This is a genomic window from Aeromonas sp. R4-3 (assembly GCF_040908275.1).
Classification (GTDB): domain Bacteria; phylum Pseudomonadota; class Gammaproteobacteria; order Enterobacterales; family Aeromonadaceae; genus Aeromonas; species Aeromonas rivipollensis.
Window position 1 is genome coordinate 1 of sequence record NZ_JBFODK010000015.1, and the last position, 19927, is coordinate 19927.

Annotated in this window: 18 protein-coding genes; 4 read left to right on the plus strand and 14 right to left on the minus strand. The window is 58.7% G+C overall.

The window, feature by feature from the left end:
* Positions 1 to 64: 64 nt before the first annotated feature.
* The 12 genes from AB5Y91_RS02795 to AB5Y91_RS02850 all read right to left on the minus strand — a co-directional run bounded on the left by AB5Y91_RS02795 (position 65) and on the right by AB5Y91_RS02850 (position 13738).
* Positions 65 to 319 carry a DUF6719 family protein gene (locus AB5Y91_RS02795; RefSeq protein ID WP_368169021.1) on the minus strand — a complete coding sequence of 85 codons (255 nt, stop codon included), beginning with the start codon at positions 317 to 319 and terminating at the stop codon, positions 65 to 67.
* Positions 320 to 684: 365 nt separating this feature from the next.
* Complete coding sequence (locus AB5Y91_RS02800) at positions 685 to 4041, minus strand: Ig-like domain-containing protein (protein ID WP_368169022.1); 3357 nt, start codon at positions 4039 to 4041, stop codon at positions 685 to 687.
* Positions 4042 to 4316: 275 nt separating this feature from the next.
* Complete coding sequence (locus AB5Y91_RS02805) at positions 4317 to 4838, minus strand: fimbrial protein (RefSeq protein ID WP_106886499.1); 522 nt, start codon at positions 4836 to 4838, stop codon at positions 4317 to 4319.
* A gap of 10 nt (positions 4839 to 4848) precedes the next feature.
* A complete protein-coding gene (locus AB5Y91_RS02810; protein ID WP_368169023.1) occupies positions 4849 to 5958 on the minus strand; it encodes a fimbrial protein in 1110 nt (369 codons plus the stop codon).
* Positions 5959 to 6026: 68 nt separating this feature from the next.
* Positions 6027 to 8588, minus strand: a complete 2562-nt coding sequence (locus AB5Y91_RS02815) for a fimbrial biogenesis usher protein (RefSeq protein WP_368169024.1) — start codon at positions 8586 to 8588, stop codon at positions 6027 to 6029.
* Between the two features lie 12 nt (positions 8589 to 8600).
* Complete coding sequence (locus AB5Y91_RS02820; protein ID WP_204356796.1) at positions 8601 to 9293, minus strand: molecular chaperone; 693 nt, start codon at positions 9291 to 9293, stop codon at positions 8601 to 8603.
* 9 nt (positions 9294 to 9302) lie between these two features.
* Entirely contained in the window at positions 9303 to 9797 is a 495-nt protein-coding gene (locus tag AB5Y91_RS02825) for a fimbrial protein (protein ID WP_111911534.1), read from the minus strand.
* Positions 9798 to 10171: 374 nt separating this feature from the next.
* A complete protein-coding gene (locus tag AB5Y91_RS02830; RefSeq protein WP_111911536.1) occupies positions 10172 to 10726 on the minus strand; it encodes a fimbrial protein in 555 nt (184 codons plus the stop codon).
* A gap of 331 nt (positions 10727 to 11057) precedes the next feature.
* Positions 11058 to 11348: a FaeA/PapI family transcriptional regulator gene (locus AB5Y91_RS02835; protein WP_368169025.1), complete on the minus strand. Its 291-nt coding sequence runs from the start codon at positions 11346 to 11348 to the stop codon at positions 11058 to 11060.
* Between the two features lie 85 nt (positions 11349 to 11433).
* A complete protein-coding gene (locus AB5Y91_RS02840) occupies positions 11434 to 11937 on the minus strand; it encodes a transcription termination/antitermination NusG family protein (protein ID WP_368169026.1) in 504 nt (167 codons plus the stop codon).
* A gap of 1135 nt (positions 11938 to 13072) precedes the next feature.
* Entirely contained in the window at positions 13073 to 13513 is a 441-nt protein-coding gene (locus AB5Y91_RS02845) for a hypothetical protein (RefSeq protein WP_368169027.1), read from the minus strand.
* Between the two features lie 63 nt (positions 13514 to 13576).
* Positions 13577 to 13738 (minus strand): hypothetical protein, encoded by a 162-nt coding sequence (locus AB5Y91_RS02850; protein WP_368169028.1) that lies wholly within the window; start codon positions 13736 to 13738, stop codon positions 13577 to 13579.
* Positions 13739 to 14053: 315 nt separating this feature from the next.
* On the opposite strand from AB5Y91_RS02850, the gene AB5Y91_RS02855 reads away from it, so the two are divergent.
* The 4 genes from AB5Y91_RS02855 to AB5Y91_RS02870 all read left to right on the plus strand — a co-directional run bounded on the left by AB5Y91_RS02855 (position 14054) and on the right by AB5Y91_RS02870 (position 17693).
* On the plus strand, positions 14054 to 14710 hold the full coding sequence (locus AB5Y91_RS02855; protein ID WP_163157116.1) for a Bax inhibitor-1/YccA family protein: 657 nt from the start codon (positions 14054 to 14056) through the stop codon (positions 14708 to 14710).
* Between the two features lie 80 nt (positions 14711 to 14790).
* Complete coding sequence (locus tag AB5Y91_RS02860) at positions 14791 to 15045, plus strand: hypothetical protein (protein WP_368169029.1); 255 nt, start codon at positions 14791 to 14793, stop codon at positions 15043 to 15045.
* A gap of 1 nt (position 15046) precedes the next feature.
* Positions 15047 to 17182, plus strand: coding sequence for a YccS family putative transporter (gene yccS, locus AB5Y91_RS02865; RefSeq protein ID WP_368169030.1), 2136 nt, complete (start codon positions 15047 to 15049; stop codon positions 17180 to 17182).
* Positions 17183 to 17336: 154 nt separating this feature from the next.
* On the plus strand, positions 17337 to 17693 hold the full coding sequence (locus AB5Y91_RS02870; RefSeq protein ID WP_043132186.1) for a TusE/DsrC/DsvC family sulfur relay protein: 357 nt from the start codon (positions 17337 to 17339) through the stop codon (positions 17691 to 17693).
* A 113-nt stretch (positions 17694 to 17806) separates the two neighbouring features.
* Here AB5Y91_RS02870 and dedD read toward each other — a convergent pair whose 3' ends face one another.
* A complete protein-coding gene (gene dedD / locus AB5Y91_RS02875; RefSeq protein ID WP_111911544.1) occupies positions 17807 to 18592 on the minus strand; it encodes a cell division protein DedD in 786 nt (261 codons plus the stop codon).
* 77 nt (positions 18593 to 18669) lie between these two features.
* Positions 18670 to 19926, minus strand: coding sequence for a bifunctional tetrahydrofolate synthase/dihydrofolate synthase (gene folC, locus AB5Y91_RS02880; protein ID WP_368169031.1), 1257 nt, complete (start codon positions 19924 to 19926; stop codon positions 18670 to 18672).
* Position 19927: the final 1 nt, after the last annotated feature.

Here is a 19927-nt window from a genome sequence, read left to right on the forward strand (position 1 = left end):
ATTGCCCGGGCCTTCTTATGGTGACCTTCGTATTGGGGGCTGACCTCCCCTGCTTATCCACCCGTTATTGCGGGCGCGCCACGCACTCTACATGGCGCGGTATGCTCTTCTTCGCATCGCCACCGATCAGCCGCTTCACCTGACCATCCGGGCATTGGCCGTCGTCCACATAGGCAAGCTTCCCATAAGGGAGCTTGCCCGGCGCGGGATCCTGACTCAGATAGCTGATGGGGGCCGGCGCTAAATGGGCACACCCCGACACCAGGCCCACCAGCAACACCCCCCCTGACAACAGCGCGCTCTTCCATATGACAGCCATAGGCCACTCCCCTGTGTGCGGCGGAATCTGCACCAAGTTGTGCATCTCCTCATACCAACCCAGGCAGTGTAGTCACCCTTCATGGCTGCCCGATAGCCTCCCCGGGCGGTGCACCGACGGATCCAGACACAACAAAAAGCCCAAGTGACAGGGTCACTCGGGCTTTGTACTCCATTACGTCATAAAGGCAGACAAGCAGGATGCTACCTGTCACATCCTGTCAGGATCTGTGGCTGACACCGTTATGGCACCGAGGCGGACAGCCCATATACCCAGGCTGTCCGCACGCCGGCTGCCGCCAGACTCGCTATCCCTCCTCGCTATGCCCCCTGCGCTTGAGGGTGAGCGTTGGTCACCAGCAAAAATTACTCTGCTGCCCGCCGGCACGACACAAAATGGGGATAAGCGTCGGGAACCGAAGAATGGTTGCCATACAGAGTGTTGAACACGTAGTGATTGCTGCCACTGCTATAATCGCCCGTCCAGTGGACGGAGCTAGTCGGCCAACCGGCAGCTATCGACAAGTTACCGAACTCCGCAAAGAGTCCCTGATACTCAGCCAGGGTTGGCAGGCGAAAACCTTGCCCCAGGTAAGTGCAATAGTCGTTTCCGTTAGACCATTGCATCGTGACGTAGGTCTTTCCATTGTGTTTAACTGTTTGGTCATATGGGATCCCCGAGGCATCCGCCTCGCTTTGCAGCGGCGGACAAGTCCATTCGGCACCAAAACTGTCGACCAATATGCCTATAACACAGCCAGCACCATAAGCTGGCAGGGGGTAATACACGGTAAGCTGCGTAGTGGCACTGACCCCTGAACTATCCTGCATCGTCGCAGCAATGGTGGTGGCACCACCAGCAACCCCCGTGGCCAGGCCGCCGCCATTGATGGTGGCAATGGCGGTGTTGCCGCTGCTCCAGGCGACGCTGGCACTCGCATCAACAACGCTCCCATCGGACAGAGTGGCCATGGCGGTGAACTGCTTGGTTTCCCCTATCAGAAACGAGTCATCTGCCGGCGTCACGACCAGAGAGACCGTTGTCGGAGGCAGCTTCACACAGGTCACATACAGGTCGTTGTGGTCATCGTAAGTACCACCATCGTGGCCATTCTTCAGATCGATGGCGTGGTGGCTACCCGCATACTGCGCCATGGTGGCCGACCAGTAATACAGGTAAGTCGGCCAGCCCGCATGGGTTTCCAGGTCACCAAACTCGGTGTACAGACCCAGCAGCTCATCCCGTCCCGGCAGATAATAGCCATCCCCCAGGCCAGTACAGTAGGCGCTCGCCTGCGGCCACTCCAGCAGGGCATAGACAATGCCGTTCTCGGTGCGCGTGGCGGCATAAGGGATGCCATCGGCATCGGCCTGGGACTGGGTCAGCGGACAGGTCCAGGTCTTGCCCGTCCCATCGGTCAGGGTATCCATGGAACAACCACCCGCGACCACCTCCAGCTCAGCCGTGTCGCTAAGCCCGGAGCCATCTTGCGTCATCGCCGTGATGGTGCTGTTGCCCACCGCCACCCCGGTCGCCAGGCCAGTGTTGCTGCCGATGGAGGCGATGGCGAGGTCGCCACTGCTCCAGCTGACCGAGCTGGTCATATTCTGGCTGCTGCCATCGGACAGGGTTGCCGTGGCGTCGAACTGCTGGCTCTGCCCCACCGCGACAGTGGCGCTCTCCGGGGTCACGGTCAGCTCTGTCATGACGGCACCGGTCACGGTCAGGGCCGCGCTGCCGGACTGACCGCTGGCGCTATCGGTGGCCGTGATATTGGCCCCCCCCACGCTCACCCCGGTCGCCAGCCCGCCGATGACGGTGGCTACCCCGGTGGCGTCGCTGCCCCAGCTGGCGGAACTGGTGATGTCCTGAGTGCTGTTGTCGGACAGCTGGGCGGTCGCGGTGAGCTGCATGCTGAGCCCAACCGGCACAGTGGCCGGATCCGGTGTAACAATCACCCCCATCACGGCGGCGTCGCCCACCGCCAGTGAGGCGCTGTCACTCAGAAACTGGCCATTGATGCTGCCCGCCGCGCTGATGTAGGCCGAGCCCTGCGCCACCCCGGTTGCCACCCCGGTGCTGCCATCGACGGTGGCGACGCCGCTGTCGTCGCTGCTCCAGCTGATATTGTCGTTGCCGGTCAGCTCCTGGCTGGAGCCATCCGACATCCAGGCGCGCACAGTGAACGGCTTGCTCAGGCCCGTCGACACCGTCTCGATGCCCGGGCTCACCTCCAGGCTGGTCACCTTGGCGCCGCTCACCGTCAGGGACGCGCTGTTGCTGACGGACACGCCATTGACGACGGCGGTGGCACTGATGTCTGTGGTGCCCACCCCCGTCCCGGTGGCATGGCTTCCATCGAGGGTGGCAACAAGGGGGTCGCTCACCCAACTGGCGCTGTCGGACATCGGCAAACTGGTGCCGTCCGACATCAGGGCCGTGGCTTCATAGCGCTGGCTAGTGCCAATAGATACCGAGCCCCTGGCCGGGGTCACCTGCAAGGCGGTGACTGTGGCGTCTGTCACTGTCAGTTGCGCGCTGCCGCTGAAGATCTGGCCGTTGACGCTGGTGCTGGCGCTGAGGGTGGCGCTACCGGCCCGGGCCCCCGTGGCCAGGCCGGCGGCACTGATGGTAGCCATGCCGGGATCGCTGCTGCTCCAGCTGGCATCCAGCACAGGCTGGCTGCTGCCATCGGACAGCATGGCGGTCGCGCTGTACTGCTGGGGCAAACCTATCGGCGCCCTCAGGCTGGGGGGGGTCAGCTGCAGTGCTGTCACTGTGGCGTCGCTCACCTTCAACTGCGCCGATCCAGCGATGGGCTGACCATTGAAGGTGCCAGCGGCCGTGATGGTCGTGGTGCCGGCACTCACCCCCTTCGCCTGCCCCCAGAGATCCTGCTCATTGCTGACGGTGGCGATGGCGCTGTCACCACTGCTCCAGCTCACTATGTCCGTCACCACCTGACTGGTGCCATCAGAGAGCACTGCGGTGGCGATCAGGGGCAGTGCCAGGCCGACCGCCGTCGTGCTCGCTGCCGGGGTCACCTGCAAGGCAGTGACTGTGGCGTCGCTCACCGTGAGCTGCGCTGCGCTACTGACGCTCTTGCCCTGGAAGAGGCCGCTCGCACTCAGGCTGGCCACGCCCGACCCTATCCCGGTCGCCAACCCTTGCGCGACTGTGGCGGTGCCCGCATCATCGCTGGCCCAGCTCACCTCAGGGGTCACATCCAGGGTGGTACCGTCGGAGAGCTGCAGGGTGGCGGTAAAGCGCTTGCTCAAGCCCGCCGCCACCAGGGTGGCAGGGGGCGCCACCTGCAACCCTATGGCCTGGGCATTGCTGACCTCCAGCTGCGCCCTCGCCTCGACAGGAGTGCCATTGGCCCCCACTCCTGACGCCGTGATGGTGACCTTGCCCGGCGCCACTCCGGTCGCCAGCCCTGTGCTCGTGATGGTCGCGATGGCGCTGTCGCTGCTGCGCCACTGAAGATCGCCGAGCGCCGTCACATCCTGCACCTTGCCATCGCTCATCAGCGCCTGCGCCACATATTGCAGCCCCAGCGCCACAGGTATGCGTCCCTGGGGCGGGGTTACCTGCAGCGAGACCATGGACGTCGCGCCGCTCCCGGACTCCGGCTGTGATGACGAGTCCTCATCTCCCCCGCCACAGGCGGTCAGCAACAAGGCCGCCATGGACGCGCATATCCACATGAATAGTTGTTTCATCGTATGTCCTAATAAGCTGTTCAACTTGTATACCTTGCCCCCCTGCCCTGTCGTTTTGCGGCTGGGCAAGCGCCCTATTGCGACCCAGCAGAGGCCAGCCAGAATCACCGGGATCAGGTCATCACAAGGGCACATGAAAACGAGAGAACCGGATTCACCGGGCTATCGAGCAGGGCGAGCTGTGGCTGCCAACGCGGGCATGGGGTCAGACAGAGACCATCAGAGGGCGCGCCATCGCCAGGATTCCTCTGGCCGGATCCGGGCAGCCACCGGGGTTATGGGTATTCCACATTCAAGACGGCCTGGGCGCTGAACACCCCGGGTTGTGGCAGGGCGCCTGTACCCACAGGGGCCGCATAGAAGAGCACTGTCCCCTCCCCATTGAGCAGAGGCACCGACAGTTTTCCGGTATTGGGCACTATCCAGTCACCGCTGTCGGCCACGTCACTCTGGGTCGAGAGAGCCACCCCCAGCCCCGCCTTGCCGGTCTCTATCAGCGCGGGGTTTTCCGCAGAGGCCGCCGCGTTGACACTCAGCGTCACTCCTGTGCCCATGTCCACACAGCTGATGGGCATAGAAACCGTCTGGATCAAACCAGGTTGAGAGGGGGGCGCCCCCAGTCTGATGCTGCTGGACGGGAAGGTGCCGAAGTCCACGATTTCGGCCGCATTGTTGTTGATGACGCAACCCGGCTGGATCAGGGTAGCGCGCACCTCAATAGTCACATCCGCCGCCCCGGCGAAGAAGACGGCGCCGCACAGGGCAAGACCGATGCTCGCGGCTATCTTGCTGTTCATCACGCTCGCCTCATTGATAGGATAAAGTGACACCCACTAGGGCCGTCGCCGTACCGGCCGTCATCTCTCCGGTCCGGATATAGCGAAAGCCGAGGGGGAAGTTGAATGTGCCACCCTGAGGACCACTCTGCCCCAGCCAGACTTGATTGATGCCGTGGTTGCTGGCGTCATCGGGCCCCAGCGAATAGGACTTGCCGCTCCCTGGATTGACCACTTGAACCCCCAACCCACGGGCGGTACTGTCGGCAGTCAGCTCTACGATGCTGGTTCTGTTGCTCGGGTTGGTCTGATCCGAGAGTGTGAAGTGGATCTCGACATTGGGATCGCACTGCAAGCTGATCATGGTGGGGATAGTGCTGGTGGTGCTGCCAACGGCAGAGAAATCACGGGAACTCAGCTCGCCGAAGTCGATGTAGGTATGCGCCGGAGAGGTCACGTCGCACCCCCGGGCGGCGACATTGACAGTAAAGGCCCGCTGCCCGACGCGATCCTGATATGTCCTCCCTTCATCATCTCGGCAATCAACACCCAAAAACGCCTCCATTTGCGGAATCACATAACTGCCTGCTGGCAGCTCACCGGGCATGGCATACAAGACATAACGAAATCTTGCATCAATGGCATCTGTGCCAGGTGCCCTCGTGGCGTTGGGAGTCGGATACCAGGGCGTCACCGCCCAGGCAAGGGGGACGGCATCACTGTCTGGGGCTGAGGTATCCCTGGTCGGGACTATGACCCCGAAATAGGGATTACCCGTTGACATGAGGGTATGTACTTTTCCATTAAATTCGACGGTATGGGCCGTGGCCGCGGTATAGCTGAAAAAACTCCCCTCTCTGTCTTTGACCGTGGGAGCACTTGGGTGGCAGACATTGGCGGCTGTCAATCCTGCATTCGCCACCAGATAAGCCTCGGAATTATTCTCTGGTGCCGTTATGGTTATTTGACCACTGGGCGGCCCCAGATATGTCTTGGCCGAGACGGCGGATACATGAAATACACTCGCCATCATGCTTCCCCATATTCCAGAAACCATGGCCACACGTATCAACCCGGTGACAGCACTCTTGCCACCCATATAGGCCCACTGGTCACCTGAAAAATAATGACACACCCTCATTACTCACACCTTTCATTTAAATAACAGGAATATTTATCAAGCATTCAGGAGAAATACTGACGATGCGTCTATTTATTCTGATGACACGCTATGGCTAACCGGGTGATGGGCGCCTGCTTCGCCGGTTCCGGCAGCAAATAATCAGCCTCGCAGCGCCGATCCTGCCCGGCACCCCATCGGATATCCAGGGATCCCGTGGGAGCCAGGCCAGCCAGGTACACCACCCCCTCCTCACTCACAATGCCCGATACACCCTCCTGCTCGCTGACAACACGCGCGCCAAAGGGGACGGGGTTGTCATCGAAAGTCAGCGCAAACAGCGCTCTGATCCCTTTCCTGGTCTCAAGCGTTGCACGCACTAGGGCACCATCGGTCGGCACCACCATGGCGACGGCTTCATCCACCTCCACGTCGTCCTGCAACGAATTCACATCCAGCGCGACGCGGTTCAGGCGATAGCTGGAGGCATAAGGGATGACGGCATAGCCATCGGTATCGGTGACAGTGCCTATGGTGTTCTCAATCTCGACCCCCTCGGCACCCGGTGCCGCCACCAGAATATTGGTGTTGCCAAGTGGCTGGCTGAAGGTCACGCCGCCCGCATGCACCACAACACCGCCAGTTCCGCCATAGGTCACCTGCTGCTTGTCCTCGCTGTAGTTATATCCGAGCTCAATATCGCCTCTGGCGCCTTGATACTGGATCTGTGCATTGCCACTGGATCCCACGTCCTGGTTGGTATATCCCTGCTGAACGCTGTAATTCAGGTTCTTATTTTCCAAAGCGGTCCCGCTCAGGCCAATCCGGTTCGTCGTCCGTCCATCCGCATCGTAGCTGACACCATAATCAGCGTAGGCAGAGGCGTAATCATCCGAGGTTGCCAGCCATCGCCCGACGGGGAGGGAAATATTCAGCGAGATGACCTTGTCTTCCTCAGGTTCAAAGGCGCTCTGGTTATAGCTGTATGCGAGTGAGTAAGTGATGTCTTTCCACACACCGGAATAACCGAGTTGCAGATATCTGTCCTCTTCATCGGTTTCCCAATAATTTTGCACTCGCGCACTCAAATAGACCGACTCGGCATCCCCTATCTGCTGGGATATGCTGCCCTCCAACCTGCCGCGCTTGGCATAATTGAGGTCATAGCGGCTGACTGGCTCATCATCATGGCCAGAATCGTCCGACTCATTATTACCGTCATCCAGATCACCAGACATGGATTTATAGGTGCTATCGGCGAAGGTGTAATATCCCTGCGTAGAATAATGGGCCCCCAGTAGCTGCACATCAGTGCCAAGGTCCACCAGTGATTTGGCATAAAGCAGGCTGAAGGATTGTCCTTGTGTCTCGCTTTCATCCGGCAGTACCGTATTTGCATAGGATAACTCGGCCGAGATGGCACCGAAGTCCCCCATGTTTTTGCCAATCCCCACCGCAAAGGAGTAATAATCCGACGATAATTGTGTTCCGCCAAAGAGCGTCACCGTTTCCTGAACCCCCATGGCGAGGGATCCCTGAATAAACTCAGGCTCTTCCTGCATATCGCTGCCAGAACGATATTTCCCTACCGTCACGTCATATTTCACCCGACCCTCACGGAGCAAGGTTGGAATGGATGCAAAAGGCACAACATAATGGCTGATGCTGCCATCATTCTCCTTCACTTCCACATCAAGGTCGCCGTTGGCCGAGGTCGCAAACAGATCCTCAATCAGAAATGGGCCCGGAGGAACATGGGTCTGGTAAATCACATAGCCATTCTGCTTGATGGTGACGCTGGCATTGCTCTTCGCAATGCCATGTACCGTGGGTGCATATCCCTGCAAGCTGCTGGGGTACATCTGTTCATCTGATGCCAGCTGCACGCCACGAAAACCCACGCTGTCAAATATGTCGGACAGGGTGCTGCTATCACCGATGACGAGTTCACTCTTCAATGGGATGATGGCCCGCGTAATATGATTGCTCACACTCTGCAATTCGCTCGATTCATCACCCTTGTTCCAGGTCGAGTAATTTCTAAACCGCCACGCCCCCATATTGATACCGGTGTTGAGTGCAACAAAGCTGTCATCACCTATATCTTCCTTGCCGACGCTGTTGCTGCCACTGAACATGTAGTTCAGCATCAGCGCGTTGATACCTTCATCCCACAGCTCTTCCGAGACTTCACCCAGCACGCGCCGACTCATGGCAGCCTGCGGAATACTCACATCGAGCCGCAAACGCTCAAAGTAGAAGACATAATCGGCACCGGGGATCAGCTCCCGAATATCGACAGGCCCGGCCATCTCCTCCCCCACGGCGGGCTGCCCCTCTGACAGCGCTTGCGCATCGACGCCGAAGGCAACCAGATCATCGACGGAGAGCACTGGCCGCAAACCATCGCCATCCTTTTTGGATGTGCTGACGGCGAACACCACATCTCTGGTATCCACAAACTGATCGTTCAGAAATATATCGACCCGGTAGGTTCCCGGTAGCTGTTCGTTTTGTTCAAATGCAGCCAGATCCGCCACCGAGGACGGATCACCTGACAAGAATGCAGGATTAAACTGGACATCGGCCTGAGCATCAGAGAGCAGGCCCCATCCCGCCAATAATACGGCCAGTGACTTCGAATACGACATGGCTTGCATCCATTACGATTTAGGGCAAATGGACGGCTTGGTTTGAGAACCGTAATCATTGATTGATTGAAATGTCACATCCCCCGTCAAGTTGTCGACGTCGACACGCTCAGTCGCCAATGGTGGGACCATCATGTTGGCGACTCTTGTCTTTCCTACCTGCAGATTGACCATGGTGACAAAATAGGGCGACGGGTTGCGAACCGTCAGCATGCTGCCCTCCAGATTGCAACGCAGCATGGCGGGCGCCTCTATCGGTGGCACGGCCAGCCCTTGAGGTCGATAAAACAACTTGATGACACTCTGGGTGGCAATTTGCAGGGTATTACTATTCTGAGCCGCCTCTGAAACAGCAGGGATGGCCTTGGCATTGAGATAATAAACACTTTCACGATCGGCGGGCAGCGGATTTGCCCCCACATAAATAATTCTTAAGGTGTTCTCTTTTTTCGGCATCAATTTAAACAATGGTGGCGTGACCACAAAGTCATTGCTTTTTTTCCCCTCACTATCCGTGAACCAGGACTGAATCAAAAAAAGCGCCTTCTCATCGGTGTTGGTCACGGCCAACGACACCTGTTTATTGCCTTGAGGATATATAACGCGAGTGGCACCCAGCACCACACCACCCGCATGAATGGCAGTGCTGATGAAATAGAGGGCAGCCCCTATAAAAAGTGAATGCATGCTTTTGTGCGCTATCATAAATACCTCTCAAGGATAGGCGACTAAAAAATATACTGGAACGCTGACCGGTGACTCACTGGACATGGGCACCAAAAATTTGAATTTGGAGTGGAACCGGAATACGGGACCATTTACGAAACGCAAGAGTGTTGGATCATGGGCAACCTGAATGACCACCCGACCATCGGACCAATTCCAGGCCCCCTCTTCAACCTCATTCGATCTCCCGACATCATCTGTGCCCTCATCCTCGACACCGCTAAAACGGACACTCACATTCTGACTGACCGCAGAGGTGCATTCGCTCAGCCGAATATCAAACAACTTGGCATCGGTCCACTCTGTGGACGTGATTCGCCCCTCTTGCCACGATATCAGCTGCGCTGTTTCGGGTGCGCCAATGGCACAGGTTGAATAAACGACGCGCCCCTCAAGGTTCACATCGCCGGCAGTTCGTACTCGCTTGCCCCCCTCTGCCGCGACACCCAATGGCGTCATGGCGACCAGAATGGACAGCGACATCCCTTGCAATGCTCTTAGCACCGACGGCCCCTTCGAAACGATCGATAACAAGGCGATGACCCAATAGATTGCAGAGCCCTACTCACCAAAAAGGTGCCTCGACTCCTGCACCCGGCTCCCCTGCTGCCGGCTCTCTCGACCCCAGACCGTCAACCGACTATGGGCATTCATCAATCAAGAAGGCTACCGGTGATACCAGTACCTCATTGCCTTCTCGGAAGACGGAAGTACCGCGGGTAAACAAAAAGAGGAGTGTCATTGCGTGACAGCAAGTGCCTGTACGACTGCCCCCCCGATACCGAGACACCCTGCAATCTAACGTTGGGACATAACGGAATGGGTGGCTCCGACAAGGAGCCACCCAGCCAATTCCCTTACTCGTAATGCACGTTGAAATTGGCCACGCTGCTGACGGGGCCCGGTGTGACCACAGTGCTGGTGGAGATATAGTCGACCGACAATGGTATGACTGTGGTGCCATCTACGAGGGTCACCTTGCTGGAGGGTACACCGGTATTGATCTCCAGCACCTCGCTGTCCGGCCCCATCAGCACCAAACCCACCCCTTGTGCAGCACCAGAACCCGCCGAGTTGGCCAGCACAGAGGTCTTGCCAGGGGCTGTGGTGCCCGTGAATGACACTGCGGCCGTGGCCTGTACACTCGTATCGCAGTCAACCAGTTTGATTTCGAAATTTTCCGGTTGATTTGCAGGCGCATCCGCCGCGCCGTTAAAGGCGGCAGTGCGTACCTGATCCAGATAAACAGTTTGATCCAGGGAGTCGGAGCTCACCGCGCAGGCCGCATTGACAACCTCACCGTTGAAATAAACGGTACCACCGGTCACGATTGTCGCCGGTTCGGCAGCGAATGCATTCAGGCTCATACCAGAGGAGAGCACAACGGCCATGGCCAACAGGGACTTTTTCATAAAAACCTCAAATGAATGTGTAAATTAATAAGCGCCAAAGTCTATCTCTCAGAAAAATACATCCTGAGCATTGATATACATCTGGCAAGTACCTAGCAGTAAATAAACGTCTATGTCACTGACAAAAGTCACCCTGAAAATATATCTCCCTGATATATCTTGTTTTATTAAACTGTAATCATTATTTTGCTCCATGGCGCCATTAATCAGCGCCACGGCAGTAGGTTATCAATACCAGCAAGAAGCCTCCCTCTCGGGGGGAGAATGAACATATAATGGAGAGTAGAGACATCATCACGGCATCCACATATTGGATGCTGTCATATATGGATCATGCTAGTGGCGTTAGAATGACAGGCTCTATATCAGGCAGTTCGTCCTTGCACAATCTAGGATACCAGCGCAGGGAGTTATTCACGTTTTGATATGAACAATAAACTGCCCCCTCATCTGCCAGTGCCAGCAAGTAGAGCCTCGCTGAATAGATGGTCTCATTGCACGCATCTGCAATTTTCCGCGTCTTGGGCCAGTCATCATAAGGCGGGATATTTCCTTCCACCGCAGGGCATAACGCCAGCAACGCACCATAAATCTTCTGTTTTTTGACGTCACTCTTTTTCACAATATGCTCGATTACCAGGTTCTTGATGGCTGATGTTCTGGGTATCAAATACAGACTCACCTAATCAGCTATATAACTTCAATTGTCAGGGGCAGCATCGACTCGCCTCGACAAATGCATAAAACAGTGCCGAACGTGTCACCCCATTTTTTTCCGCCATCACCCGCCTTATCTGCCTGCGTTGTGACTCCGTCAAGGCTGGTGCGCTTTGAGCCTGATGCTCAGGGCTCACGAGCTGCTTTATCGACTCGCCTGCCTCCATATTTACCGTCAGCACCAACTGCAGGACCTCATCGACCACAGCCTCGTGCAGAGGATTTATCACCCCGGCAAACCGCACAAGATGGCTCAAGCCAGGGCAAGCCGACACTTTCGATGTATGGTGTGTCTCAGGATCGAAGTGAATGAAGAGATAACCTGGAAATAACGGCTCCCAAACGGACCTTATTTGACCAGGGCGATCCAGCCTTGGCTGATGCATGCGAATCTGGGGTATCAGCACCTCAATATTCAGATGTGCCAGAAATGCTTTAACCCTGAGTGCATTATGTTTCCCTGTCTTGTGACAGGCCAGATACCATCGTTCCACAGTGATTCATTCCCATACCCATTATCGATGGATGCGCACCGAAAACCGGCAATAAGGGGGTAAGCTCCGCCAAAATCGCACCCAGGAGCACAATTTAAAAGACATGGATTCGGTGACAATATGAGAGTTCCAATTTATGCCCTCACCTCGATTGAAATAATTCCAATCGAGACTCACAAACAGCATTAAACTCTGACATCCACATAATATCCATCAAATAGATGAATTAAAAGACAAGAACACAGATCAAAAAACCACAACGGCATTAAAAACAGCATTAAAATCTAAATGCGGCATCGGTGGCGACAGATAATCCGCTCATGGGAACGATCCCTCGATACATTCGATCGAGATCAGCCGATAAAAAAACGTTTGCGATCATAAAAAAACTTTTTTTTATAAATAATAACTGAACTCTGACTTAATGAAATTTAAATTAAGATATTCAAAAGCTGGCTCATGGATATAATGATTGGTTTATTGTTGATTTACATTTAAATAACACTTTTCCAATAAAATATATCGCTCCAGAATGAGGGGACATTTGAGGCCTTAATTCGACAGACTCAATAACCTGCACCACCGCCCATTTTCCTTTCTCCATCGCTTGCAGCTGTTCTTGTCATCCATATCAGGGGCCGGCTGGCGAGTTTCTTCCTTGCATGACGCCATACAGCGGCTCGTACTAAAAACGGCTTCAGGCGACATCCACTGGGGGAGCGGTGAGGCGAGATTGGGCGATCAAACGAGGCTTGGGCGTGAGAGATCAGGACCCTCATCGCTCTGCATATATACGTCGGTTGCACCTGGGTGATGGGCGCCGACAAGAAAAAGGCCCTTTGCGGGTCTGTTTGAGCAGCAGACTAGGCGGCCTATGCGGGGAGCGGCGGACACAGCAAAGCCCGGGCAACCTCTGCCGGGTCAATGAGTGAAGCGGCGCCTGTACTAGCGCCATCCGACAAGACAAGAAGGCCGGATCCCGCGCCCGGTTGCGTGCAAACGGCCACCCGAAAATGGCCGGGCCCAGCCCCGCAGGGCGTCGCTGTCCGCCTCCACTCTTCACCTTCACTCTTCGCCTCCACTCTCCACCTTAACTGCCCGCCTTCATTACCTTTATTGATTGTCCATCCCCTGCTCATTGCCCGTAATAGCGTTCCAGCAGCGCGTCGGCGTCGGCCACGGAGATCAGCATCTGGGGCCAGCGCTCGCCCTTCTCCCTGATAGTCAGCAGGCTCTCCTTTTGGGGGCGAAGCTGGCTGCCAAGCCGCCGGTTCAGGGCCTCGTAGTGGGCGATGACAGCCTGCCGTCTGAAAAGGCCCGGGGCCAGATCCGGCCGGTAGCCCCGAAACAGCTGCTGCAACCCCTGATAGACCGCCAGGTGATAGACAGAGTGGTGGTCTTCTTCCTCGAAGTAGCGGCTGGTGATGTGCAGGTTGTGACCGGGGTGCGCCGCCACGCTTAGGGCAAACTGCCGCAACTGATCCCGGTGAAACTCGGATCGACCAGATCCCGGCGTGAAGGGGTTGTTGGCCACAGCCACAAACAGCGAGGCGGGGTGCTTGAGCGGGGCAAGCAAGGCCCGCTCGATGCGCTGGTAGTTGGCCGGATAATCGAACCACAGGCTGGCATCGATAGCGATCTAGCCCTGGAACTGGCCGCTGTCTCTGGCCACCGCATCCAGCGTCAGCAGGCCCCCGAGGGAGTGGCCCACCAGCAAGGCCGGCGAGGCGGTGCCATAGTCCCGTTCGATGAGCGCAGCATCTCCCTGCAGGAGGCCGCCGAGCACACGGGTTACAGCCATGTCGCGAACTTCATCACGGCGTTTCGCAAGCTGTTTGGCTATTCGCCCAGACAGGTCTCCCGGCACGGGCGGGCACACACTGAGTAGCCACCGCAGCCAACCGGCACCAAGGTCTGTACATCCACCCGCCCCTTGCCGCTCGCGCTGCCTCACCCTCTTGTTCATGCGCAATACATCTTTGCTCTGGAATAGTAGAGGCCGACACAGTTGGGGGGGCGCTTGAAATCAGCGCTCGTCATCCACACATTCAGTGCATACAATGCGTTAACGAAGCGGAATCTGCCGCCTCACCCCGGAAATCAAGAGGACACCAAGATGGATACCCGTTCTATCTACACTGGCACCCAGAGTGCCGCGCGTGACACCAACAAGGTGCTGCGCAACACCTATATGCTGCTCTCCCTCACTCTTGGCTTCTCTGCCGTGGTGGCCGGGGTTGCCACCGTCATGAACATGCCGCCCCTGCACTGGGCCATCTTCCTGGTCGGTGTCTATGGTCTGATGTTCCTGACCGAGAAGAACCGTGACAACGGCATGGGGCTGGTGTTCACCTTCGCCCTGACCGGCCTGATGGGCTACAGCCTGGGTCCCATCATCAACATGTACATGAACAATGGCGGCGGCGAGATAGTGATGACGGCCCTTGGCGGCACGGCGCTCACCTTCTTCGGTCTGTCGGCCTATGCCCTGACCACCAAGCGTGACCTCTCCTTCATCGGCGGCATGCTGTTCGTCGGTTTCTGGGTACTGCTGGTGGCCATGGTCGCCAACATCTTCCTGCAGATGAGCGCCCTGAGCCTGGCCCTGTCTGCCATGTTCATGCTGTTCTCCTCTGGCGCCATACTGCTGACCACCCAGCAGATAGTGCGCGGCGGCGAGACCAACTACATCTCCGCCACCGTGACTCTGTATGTCTCCATCTACAACATCTTCCTGAGTCTGCTGAGCCTGCTTGGCGGCAACCGAAACTGATGAAAAACCCCGCTTCGGCGGGGTTTTTATTGGCACCTGTTTCTGTCAGGATAAGTTGCAAATCAAGGATATGAAGCAAAGTGGCCCTGATCCAAATCAGGGCCACTTCGTTACCGACGAGTTATGCTGTCGCTTTCGTTTCGCTCAAGGGTTGCGTCTATCCCATGCCCATGGATTTCTCAGGTTTATTGCGCCGTCTGCTGACCGACAGCCACATCGTTTCCACTTCGCTCAAGGGTGAACCTGGCATGCCCATGAACTTCTCCAGCCTTTTATTGCGCCGCCGGTTGACCGACAGCCATATCCATTTCATTTCGCTCAAGGGTGGTGCCTAGCATGCCCATGGATTTCTCCAGTTTGTTGCGCCGTCTGCTGACCGACAGCCACATCTACTTCGCTCTCAAGGTGCTGCTGGCCATCCTGGGGCTGCTCGCCTTCGCCCTGGTCACAGGGGACATCCAGCTCACCGTGCTGCTCTCCCTCGGGGTAGTGGCAGGGGCCATCGCAGAGACAGATGACAGCCTGTGGGGCCGGGTCAAGAACCTCGCCATGACGCTGGTCTGTTTCCTGTTTGCCTCCCTGTGCGTGCAGTACCTCTTCCCCACCCCCTGGCTGTTTGCCCTTGGGCTGGCGGGTTCCACCTTCATCTTCGTGATGGTGGGGGCGCTGGGGCAGCGCTACGCCACCATCAGCTTCGGCTCCCTGCTTATCGCCATCTACACCATGCTGGGGGCCGCCAAGGCGCCGGATCTCTTCTACCAGCCGCTGGCGCTCGGTGCCGGCGCCCTCTGGTACGGCCTGGTGTCGCTGGTCTGGCTCTGGCTGCTGCCCTACAAGACACTGCACGAGCAGCTCGCCCAGAGCTATTTCGCCCTCGGCCGCTACCTGCTGGAAAAATCCCGCTTCTTCCCGGCGGACGAGCACGGCGCCCAGGCCATTCGCCACAACCTGGCCCAGCTCAACATCAACCTGGTCAATGCCCTCAACCTGACCAAGACGGCGCTCAACGCCCGCCTCAGTACCCGCCATCAGGCGGCGCCCGAGCTCGCCGGCCTGCTGCGGCTCTACCTGCTGGCACTGGAGATCCAGGAGCGGGCCACCTCCAGCCACTACCCCTACAGCAAGCTGGAGGCCGAGCTCAAGCAGGGCATAGTGCTGGACGGCTTCCAGGAGGTGTTCCTGCAGCTCTCAGAGGCGTGCCAGCGGCTCGGTTACGCCATCCTGGTGCACAAGCCCTATGCCCATCACAAGCGCATCCACTGGACCCTGGAGGCCCTTGGCGACCAGCTGGAGTTCACCCATCTCAAGCAGCACTATCCCAAGACTCTGCTGACGCCGATGAAGTTCCTGCGCCGCAATCTCTCCAGCATCAACGAGCTGCTGGCCAGCGCCGAGGAGCTGCAAAACCCCGCCTCCCCTCCCACCAGCCTGCCGCCCCTGGCGAGGCCTGCCTCCTTGCCGCTGCTGACCCTGCTAAAACAGCACCTGACCCCGAACTCCATGGTGTTTCGCCACGCCCTGCGGCTGTCGCTGGGCCTGGTGGTGGGTTACGGCATCTTGCAGGCCTTCAGCCTGGACAAGGGCTACTGGATACTGCTGACAGTGCTGTTCGTCTGTCAGCCGAGCTACAGCGCCACACGGCGCCGTCTGGTGCAGCGGATGCTCGGTACCTTCGCCGGCATATTGATAGGCGTACCCGTGCTCTGGCTCTTCCCCGAGCTGCACCTGCAACTGGGGATCATGGGGCTGGCCGCCTTCCTGTTCTTCACCCAGGTGCGCAGCAACTACAGCGCCGCCGTCTGCTTCATCACCCTCTATGTGCTGATGGCGTTCAACCTGCTGGACGGCATCGGCTTCGCCATCCTGGGACCACGCCTGCTCGATACCCTGCTCGGCTGTTTGCTCTCCTATGCGCTGGTGGCCTGGCTCTGGCCGGACTGGCAATACAAGAGGCTGCCGACCCTGATTGCCAACTCCCTCTCCGCCAACGCACGCTACCTGTCGGCTGTGCTCGCCAGCCTGCACCGCCAGCGCGACGAGTCCCTCGACTACCGGGTGGCCCGCAAGTGTGCCCACCTGGCCGACAGCGAGCTGGCCATGGCCTGGCAGAGCATGCTGGTGGAGCCGAGCAAGCGCCGCCGCTTCCTCGATCTCTGCTTCACCCTCACCTGGCGCAACCACGCCCTGCTCTCCTACATCTCGGCCCTCGGGGCCCATCGCGACAAACTCGAGCCCATCCCCGAGCTCGACGAGATCAGCCGACACATCAGCCATACCCTGGAGCGGGCCGCCGGCCATCTGGCGGGGGAGATGCCGGCCCAGCTCGAAGGATCATGTCCGGCCATAGCCCCGGACAGCAGCGAGGAGCAGCTGATGCTGACCCAGCAGCTCAATCTCATCAGCCAGCTGGCGGATGAACTGCTGATGCTGGCCAACGACGGCCAACTGCTCACCCGGCAAGGCAACGCCTGAGGGGTGAAGGAAGACAGCAGTCCAGATAGCGCTCACCAGGCGGGGCGACGGCCCCGCCTGGTGAATTCTGTGCCTTGGCGCGCCTTGGCCGGTTGCTCGCCGAAGATCAAGGCGCTACCATGCCCGCCCAATCCCGACAGCCCGAGGAGCCTCCATGTCCGAGCACCCGTCCGAACACCATCAGCTGCATTTCAACGGCCAACTCATCGAGACCGATGCCAAGGGCTATCTGCGCCACAGCGAAGAGTGGAGCGAGGCGCTGGCGCTGGTATTGGCCGAGCAGGAGGGCATAGTGCTGGAGGAGCCGCACTGGGAAGTGGTGCGCTTCGTGCGGGCCTTCTATCTGGAGTTCAACACCTCCCCCGCCATCCGCGCCCTGGTCAAGGCGATGGAGAAGCAGTACGGCCCCGAGAAGGGCAACAGCCGCTATCTCTACAAGCTGTTCCCCGAGGGGCCTGCCAAGCAGGCCACCAAGATTGCCGGCCTGCCCAAGCCGGTGAAGTGCATCTAAAAACCCGCCCGGCCTCTCGCCACGAGAGACCCTGAACGGGCGCCAAAAAAATACCGCGCCCATCTGTGAAATGAGGCGCGGTATTTTTCTGTTCGGCGTTCGTCAAACTCGCATCAGGGGTTGTAGGCCACCACTGAGCCGCTCAGCCCCGTCATCTGGCTTATCCGGCTCTGCATGCCCTGCAGCTTGGCCTTGGAGACATCCGGCCCGATAAAGACCCTGTTGATCTGCCCCTGCACCGGGGTTCTCGGCGAGGTCTGGGCCGAGTAGCCGGCCGCCCTCAGCTTGCCCACCAGGGCATTGACGCTGTCAGCATTCTTGAAGGCACCGAGCTGCAGGATCCAGCTGCCCTGGGCCGGGGCTGCCGCCGCGGGTGCCGGGGTCGCCGCCTGGGTCGTCATCTTGCTCGCGATGAGATCGTCCATGGACTTGATCTGACCCACCTGCGGCTTGCTCTCCACCGGCTTCTTCACCTCGACCGGCTTGGGGGGCACCGGCTTGGGCTTGGGTTGCTCCACCGGTTTCTTGGCCACCACCTCGGGCTTGGGCACGGGTTTGGGCTCAGGCTTGGCCGCAACCTGGGTCGCTGGCTGTGCCTGGGCGGCAGTAGTGGCCTGATTGGCGGCCAGGGTCACCGTATCCCCAATCTCTTCTACCTGCCACTGGGTGGCGGCAGAGGCCTGCTGCTGGCTCGCCAGGTGATCGGCCGGCAGGGTGCTGGCGGCAGAAACCTGCAAGGCGGGCTTGGCTGGCTCAAGCTCAGGGCGCAGCGGGATCTTGGCAAACGCCTCTTCCTTCTGCTCCAGCTTGTTGCCGTCCATCAGGTCCGGCAGAAAGATGACAACCAGGGCGACCAAGATGACGGTCCCCACTAATCTGTTTTGAAACTTCGAAGCCAAGTTAATTTCCACCCATGTTACTTAAACTCAACTGCAATCTTGCGGAGATCCACGATGCGAAGAGCAGGTCTGGCCGCTCAGGCGCTCGCCGCCAGCACGTCGGCGACAGTGTAAAACGAACCAAAGACGATGACCATATCATCAGGACTCGATGCGGCCAGGGCAGCAAGATAAGCCGCGCTCACGCCGTCAAAGGTCGCCGCCGGTCCCTGCCCGTCCCCGAGGGCCACGGCAAGCTGCTCTGCAGTCGCGGCGCGCGGGCCTGTGAGGCTTGCCAGGAACCACTGGTCGATGAGGCCATCGAGTTCGGCCAGCGACCCCGCCATGTCCTTGTCTTTCAGCATGCCGACCACGGCGCGGCGCTTGCCCTTGCCGGGGATCTGGCGTAGCTGGCTCGCCAGATAAGCCGCCGAATGGGGGTTGTGGGCCACATCGACGATGACGAGCGGCTCGTCTTGCAGACGCTGCATCCGCCCCGCCAGCCGGGCATTGGCCAGCCCTTCACGGATCGCGGACTCCGCCAATGGCAAACCGAGGGATTCCAGCGCCGCCAGCACGGTCACCGCGTTCATCAGCGGCAGGGCCGGTTTGGGCAGCCCCAGCCAGTGGTTCAGGCCGTGGTAATCCCAACCGGAATCCTGCTCATCGCCGTGGAAGTCGCGGCCGACCTGACGCAGACAGGCACCGAGGCGCTGCGCCTCTGAGGCTATGGTCGCTGGGGGATTGGGCTCGCCGCTGATGGCAGGTTTGCCTGCGCGGTAGACGCCGGCTTTTTCCACCGCCACCGCTTCTCGGGTATCCCCGAGCCAGTCGCAGTGATCCAGCGCAATGGAGGTAATCATGGCCACATCGGACTCCACCACATTGGTGGCGTCGAGCCGGCCGCCCAGCCCCACTTCCAGCAGCAGCACATCGGGGGCGGCGCGGCAGAAGAGCCACAGGCCCGCCAAGGTGGCGAACTCGAAGAAGGTGAGCGCTATCTCGCCGCGAGCGGCTTCCACCTCGGCAAAGGCGGCGCAGTGCTCGCTGTCAGAGAGCTCGGCCCCGTCGATACGCACCCGCTCGGTAAAGCGCAGCAGGTGCGGCGAGGAGTAGACCCCTACCTTGTAACCGGCGGCCATCAGTATGCTGGCGGCCATGGCACAGGAGGAGCCCTTGCCGTTGGTGCCCGCCACAGTGATCACCTTGAACGGCAACCGGGTGAGACCCATGCGCCGGGCGACGGCGCCGACCCGCTCCAGCCCCATGTCGATATTGACCGGGTGGATCTGTTCCAAATAAGAAAGCCAGTCGACCAGCGACCGGCTTTGAGATTGTTGCATGTGCGAACTCATG

Coding starts and splice junctions, on each gene's coding strand:
- AB5Y91_RS02825 (WP_111911534.1), bottom strand. CDS start 9,797: ATGTCGCTGTCCATTCTGGTCGCCATGACGCCATTGGGTGTCGCGGCA.
- AB5Y91_RS02805 (WP_106886499.1), bottom strand. CDS start 4,838: ATGAACAGCAAGATAGCCGCGAGCATCGGTCTTGCCCTGTGCGGCGCC.
- AB5Y91_RS02830 (WP_111911536.1), bottom strand. CDS start 10,726: ATGAAAAAGTCCCTGTTGGCCATGGCCGTTGTGCTCTCCTCTGGTATG.
- AB5Y91_RS02820 (WP_204356796.1), bottom strand. CDS start 9,293: ATGATAGCGCACAAAAGCATGCATTCACTTTTTATAGGGGCTGCCCTC.
- AB5Y91_RS02850 (WP_368169028.1), bottom strand. CDS start 13,738: ATGGCTGTAACCCGTGTGCTCGGCGGCCTCCTGCAGGGAGATGCTGCG.
- AB5Y91_RS02855 (WP_163157116.1), top strand. CDS start 14,054: ATGGATACCCGTTCTATCTACACTGGCACCCAGAGTGCCGCGCGTGAC.
- AB5Y91_RS02815 (WP_368169024.1), bottom strand. CDS start 8,588: ATGTCGTATTCGAAGTCACTGGCCGTATTATTGGCGGGATGGGGCCTG.
- AB5Y91_RS02795 (WP_368169021.1), bottom strand. CDS start 319: ATGGCTGTCATATGGAAGAGCGCGCTGTTGTCAGGGGGGGTGTTGCTG.
- yccS (WP_368169030.1), top strand. CDS start 15,047: ATGCCCATGGATTTCTCCAGTTTGTTGCGCCGTCTGCTGACCGACAGC.
- folC (WP_368169031.1), bottom strand. CDS start 19,926: ATGAGTTCGCACATGCAACAATCTCAAAGCCGGTCGCTGGTCGACTGG.
- AB5Y91_RS02800 (WP_368169022.1), bottom strand. CDS start 4,041: ATGAAACAACTATTCATGTGGATATGCGCGTCCATGGCGGCCTTGTTG.
- AB5Y91_RS02870 (WP_043132186.1), top strand. CDS start 17,337: ATGTCCGAGCACCCGTCCGAACACCATCAGCTGCATTTCAACGGCCAA.
- AB5Y91_RS02810 (WP_368169023.1), bottom strand. CDS start 5,958: ATGAGGGTGTGTCATTATTTTTCAGGTGACCAGTGGGCCTATATGGGT.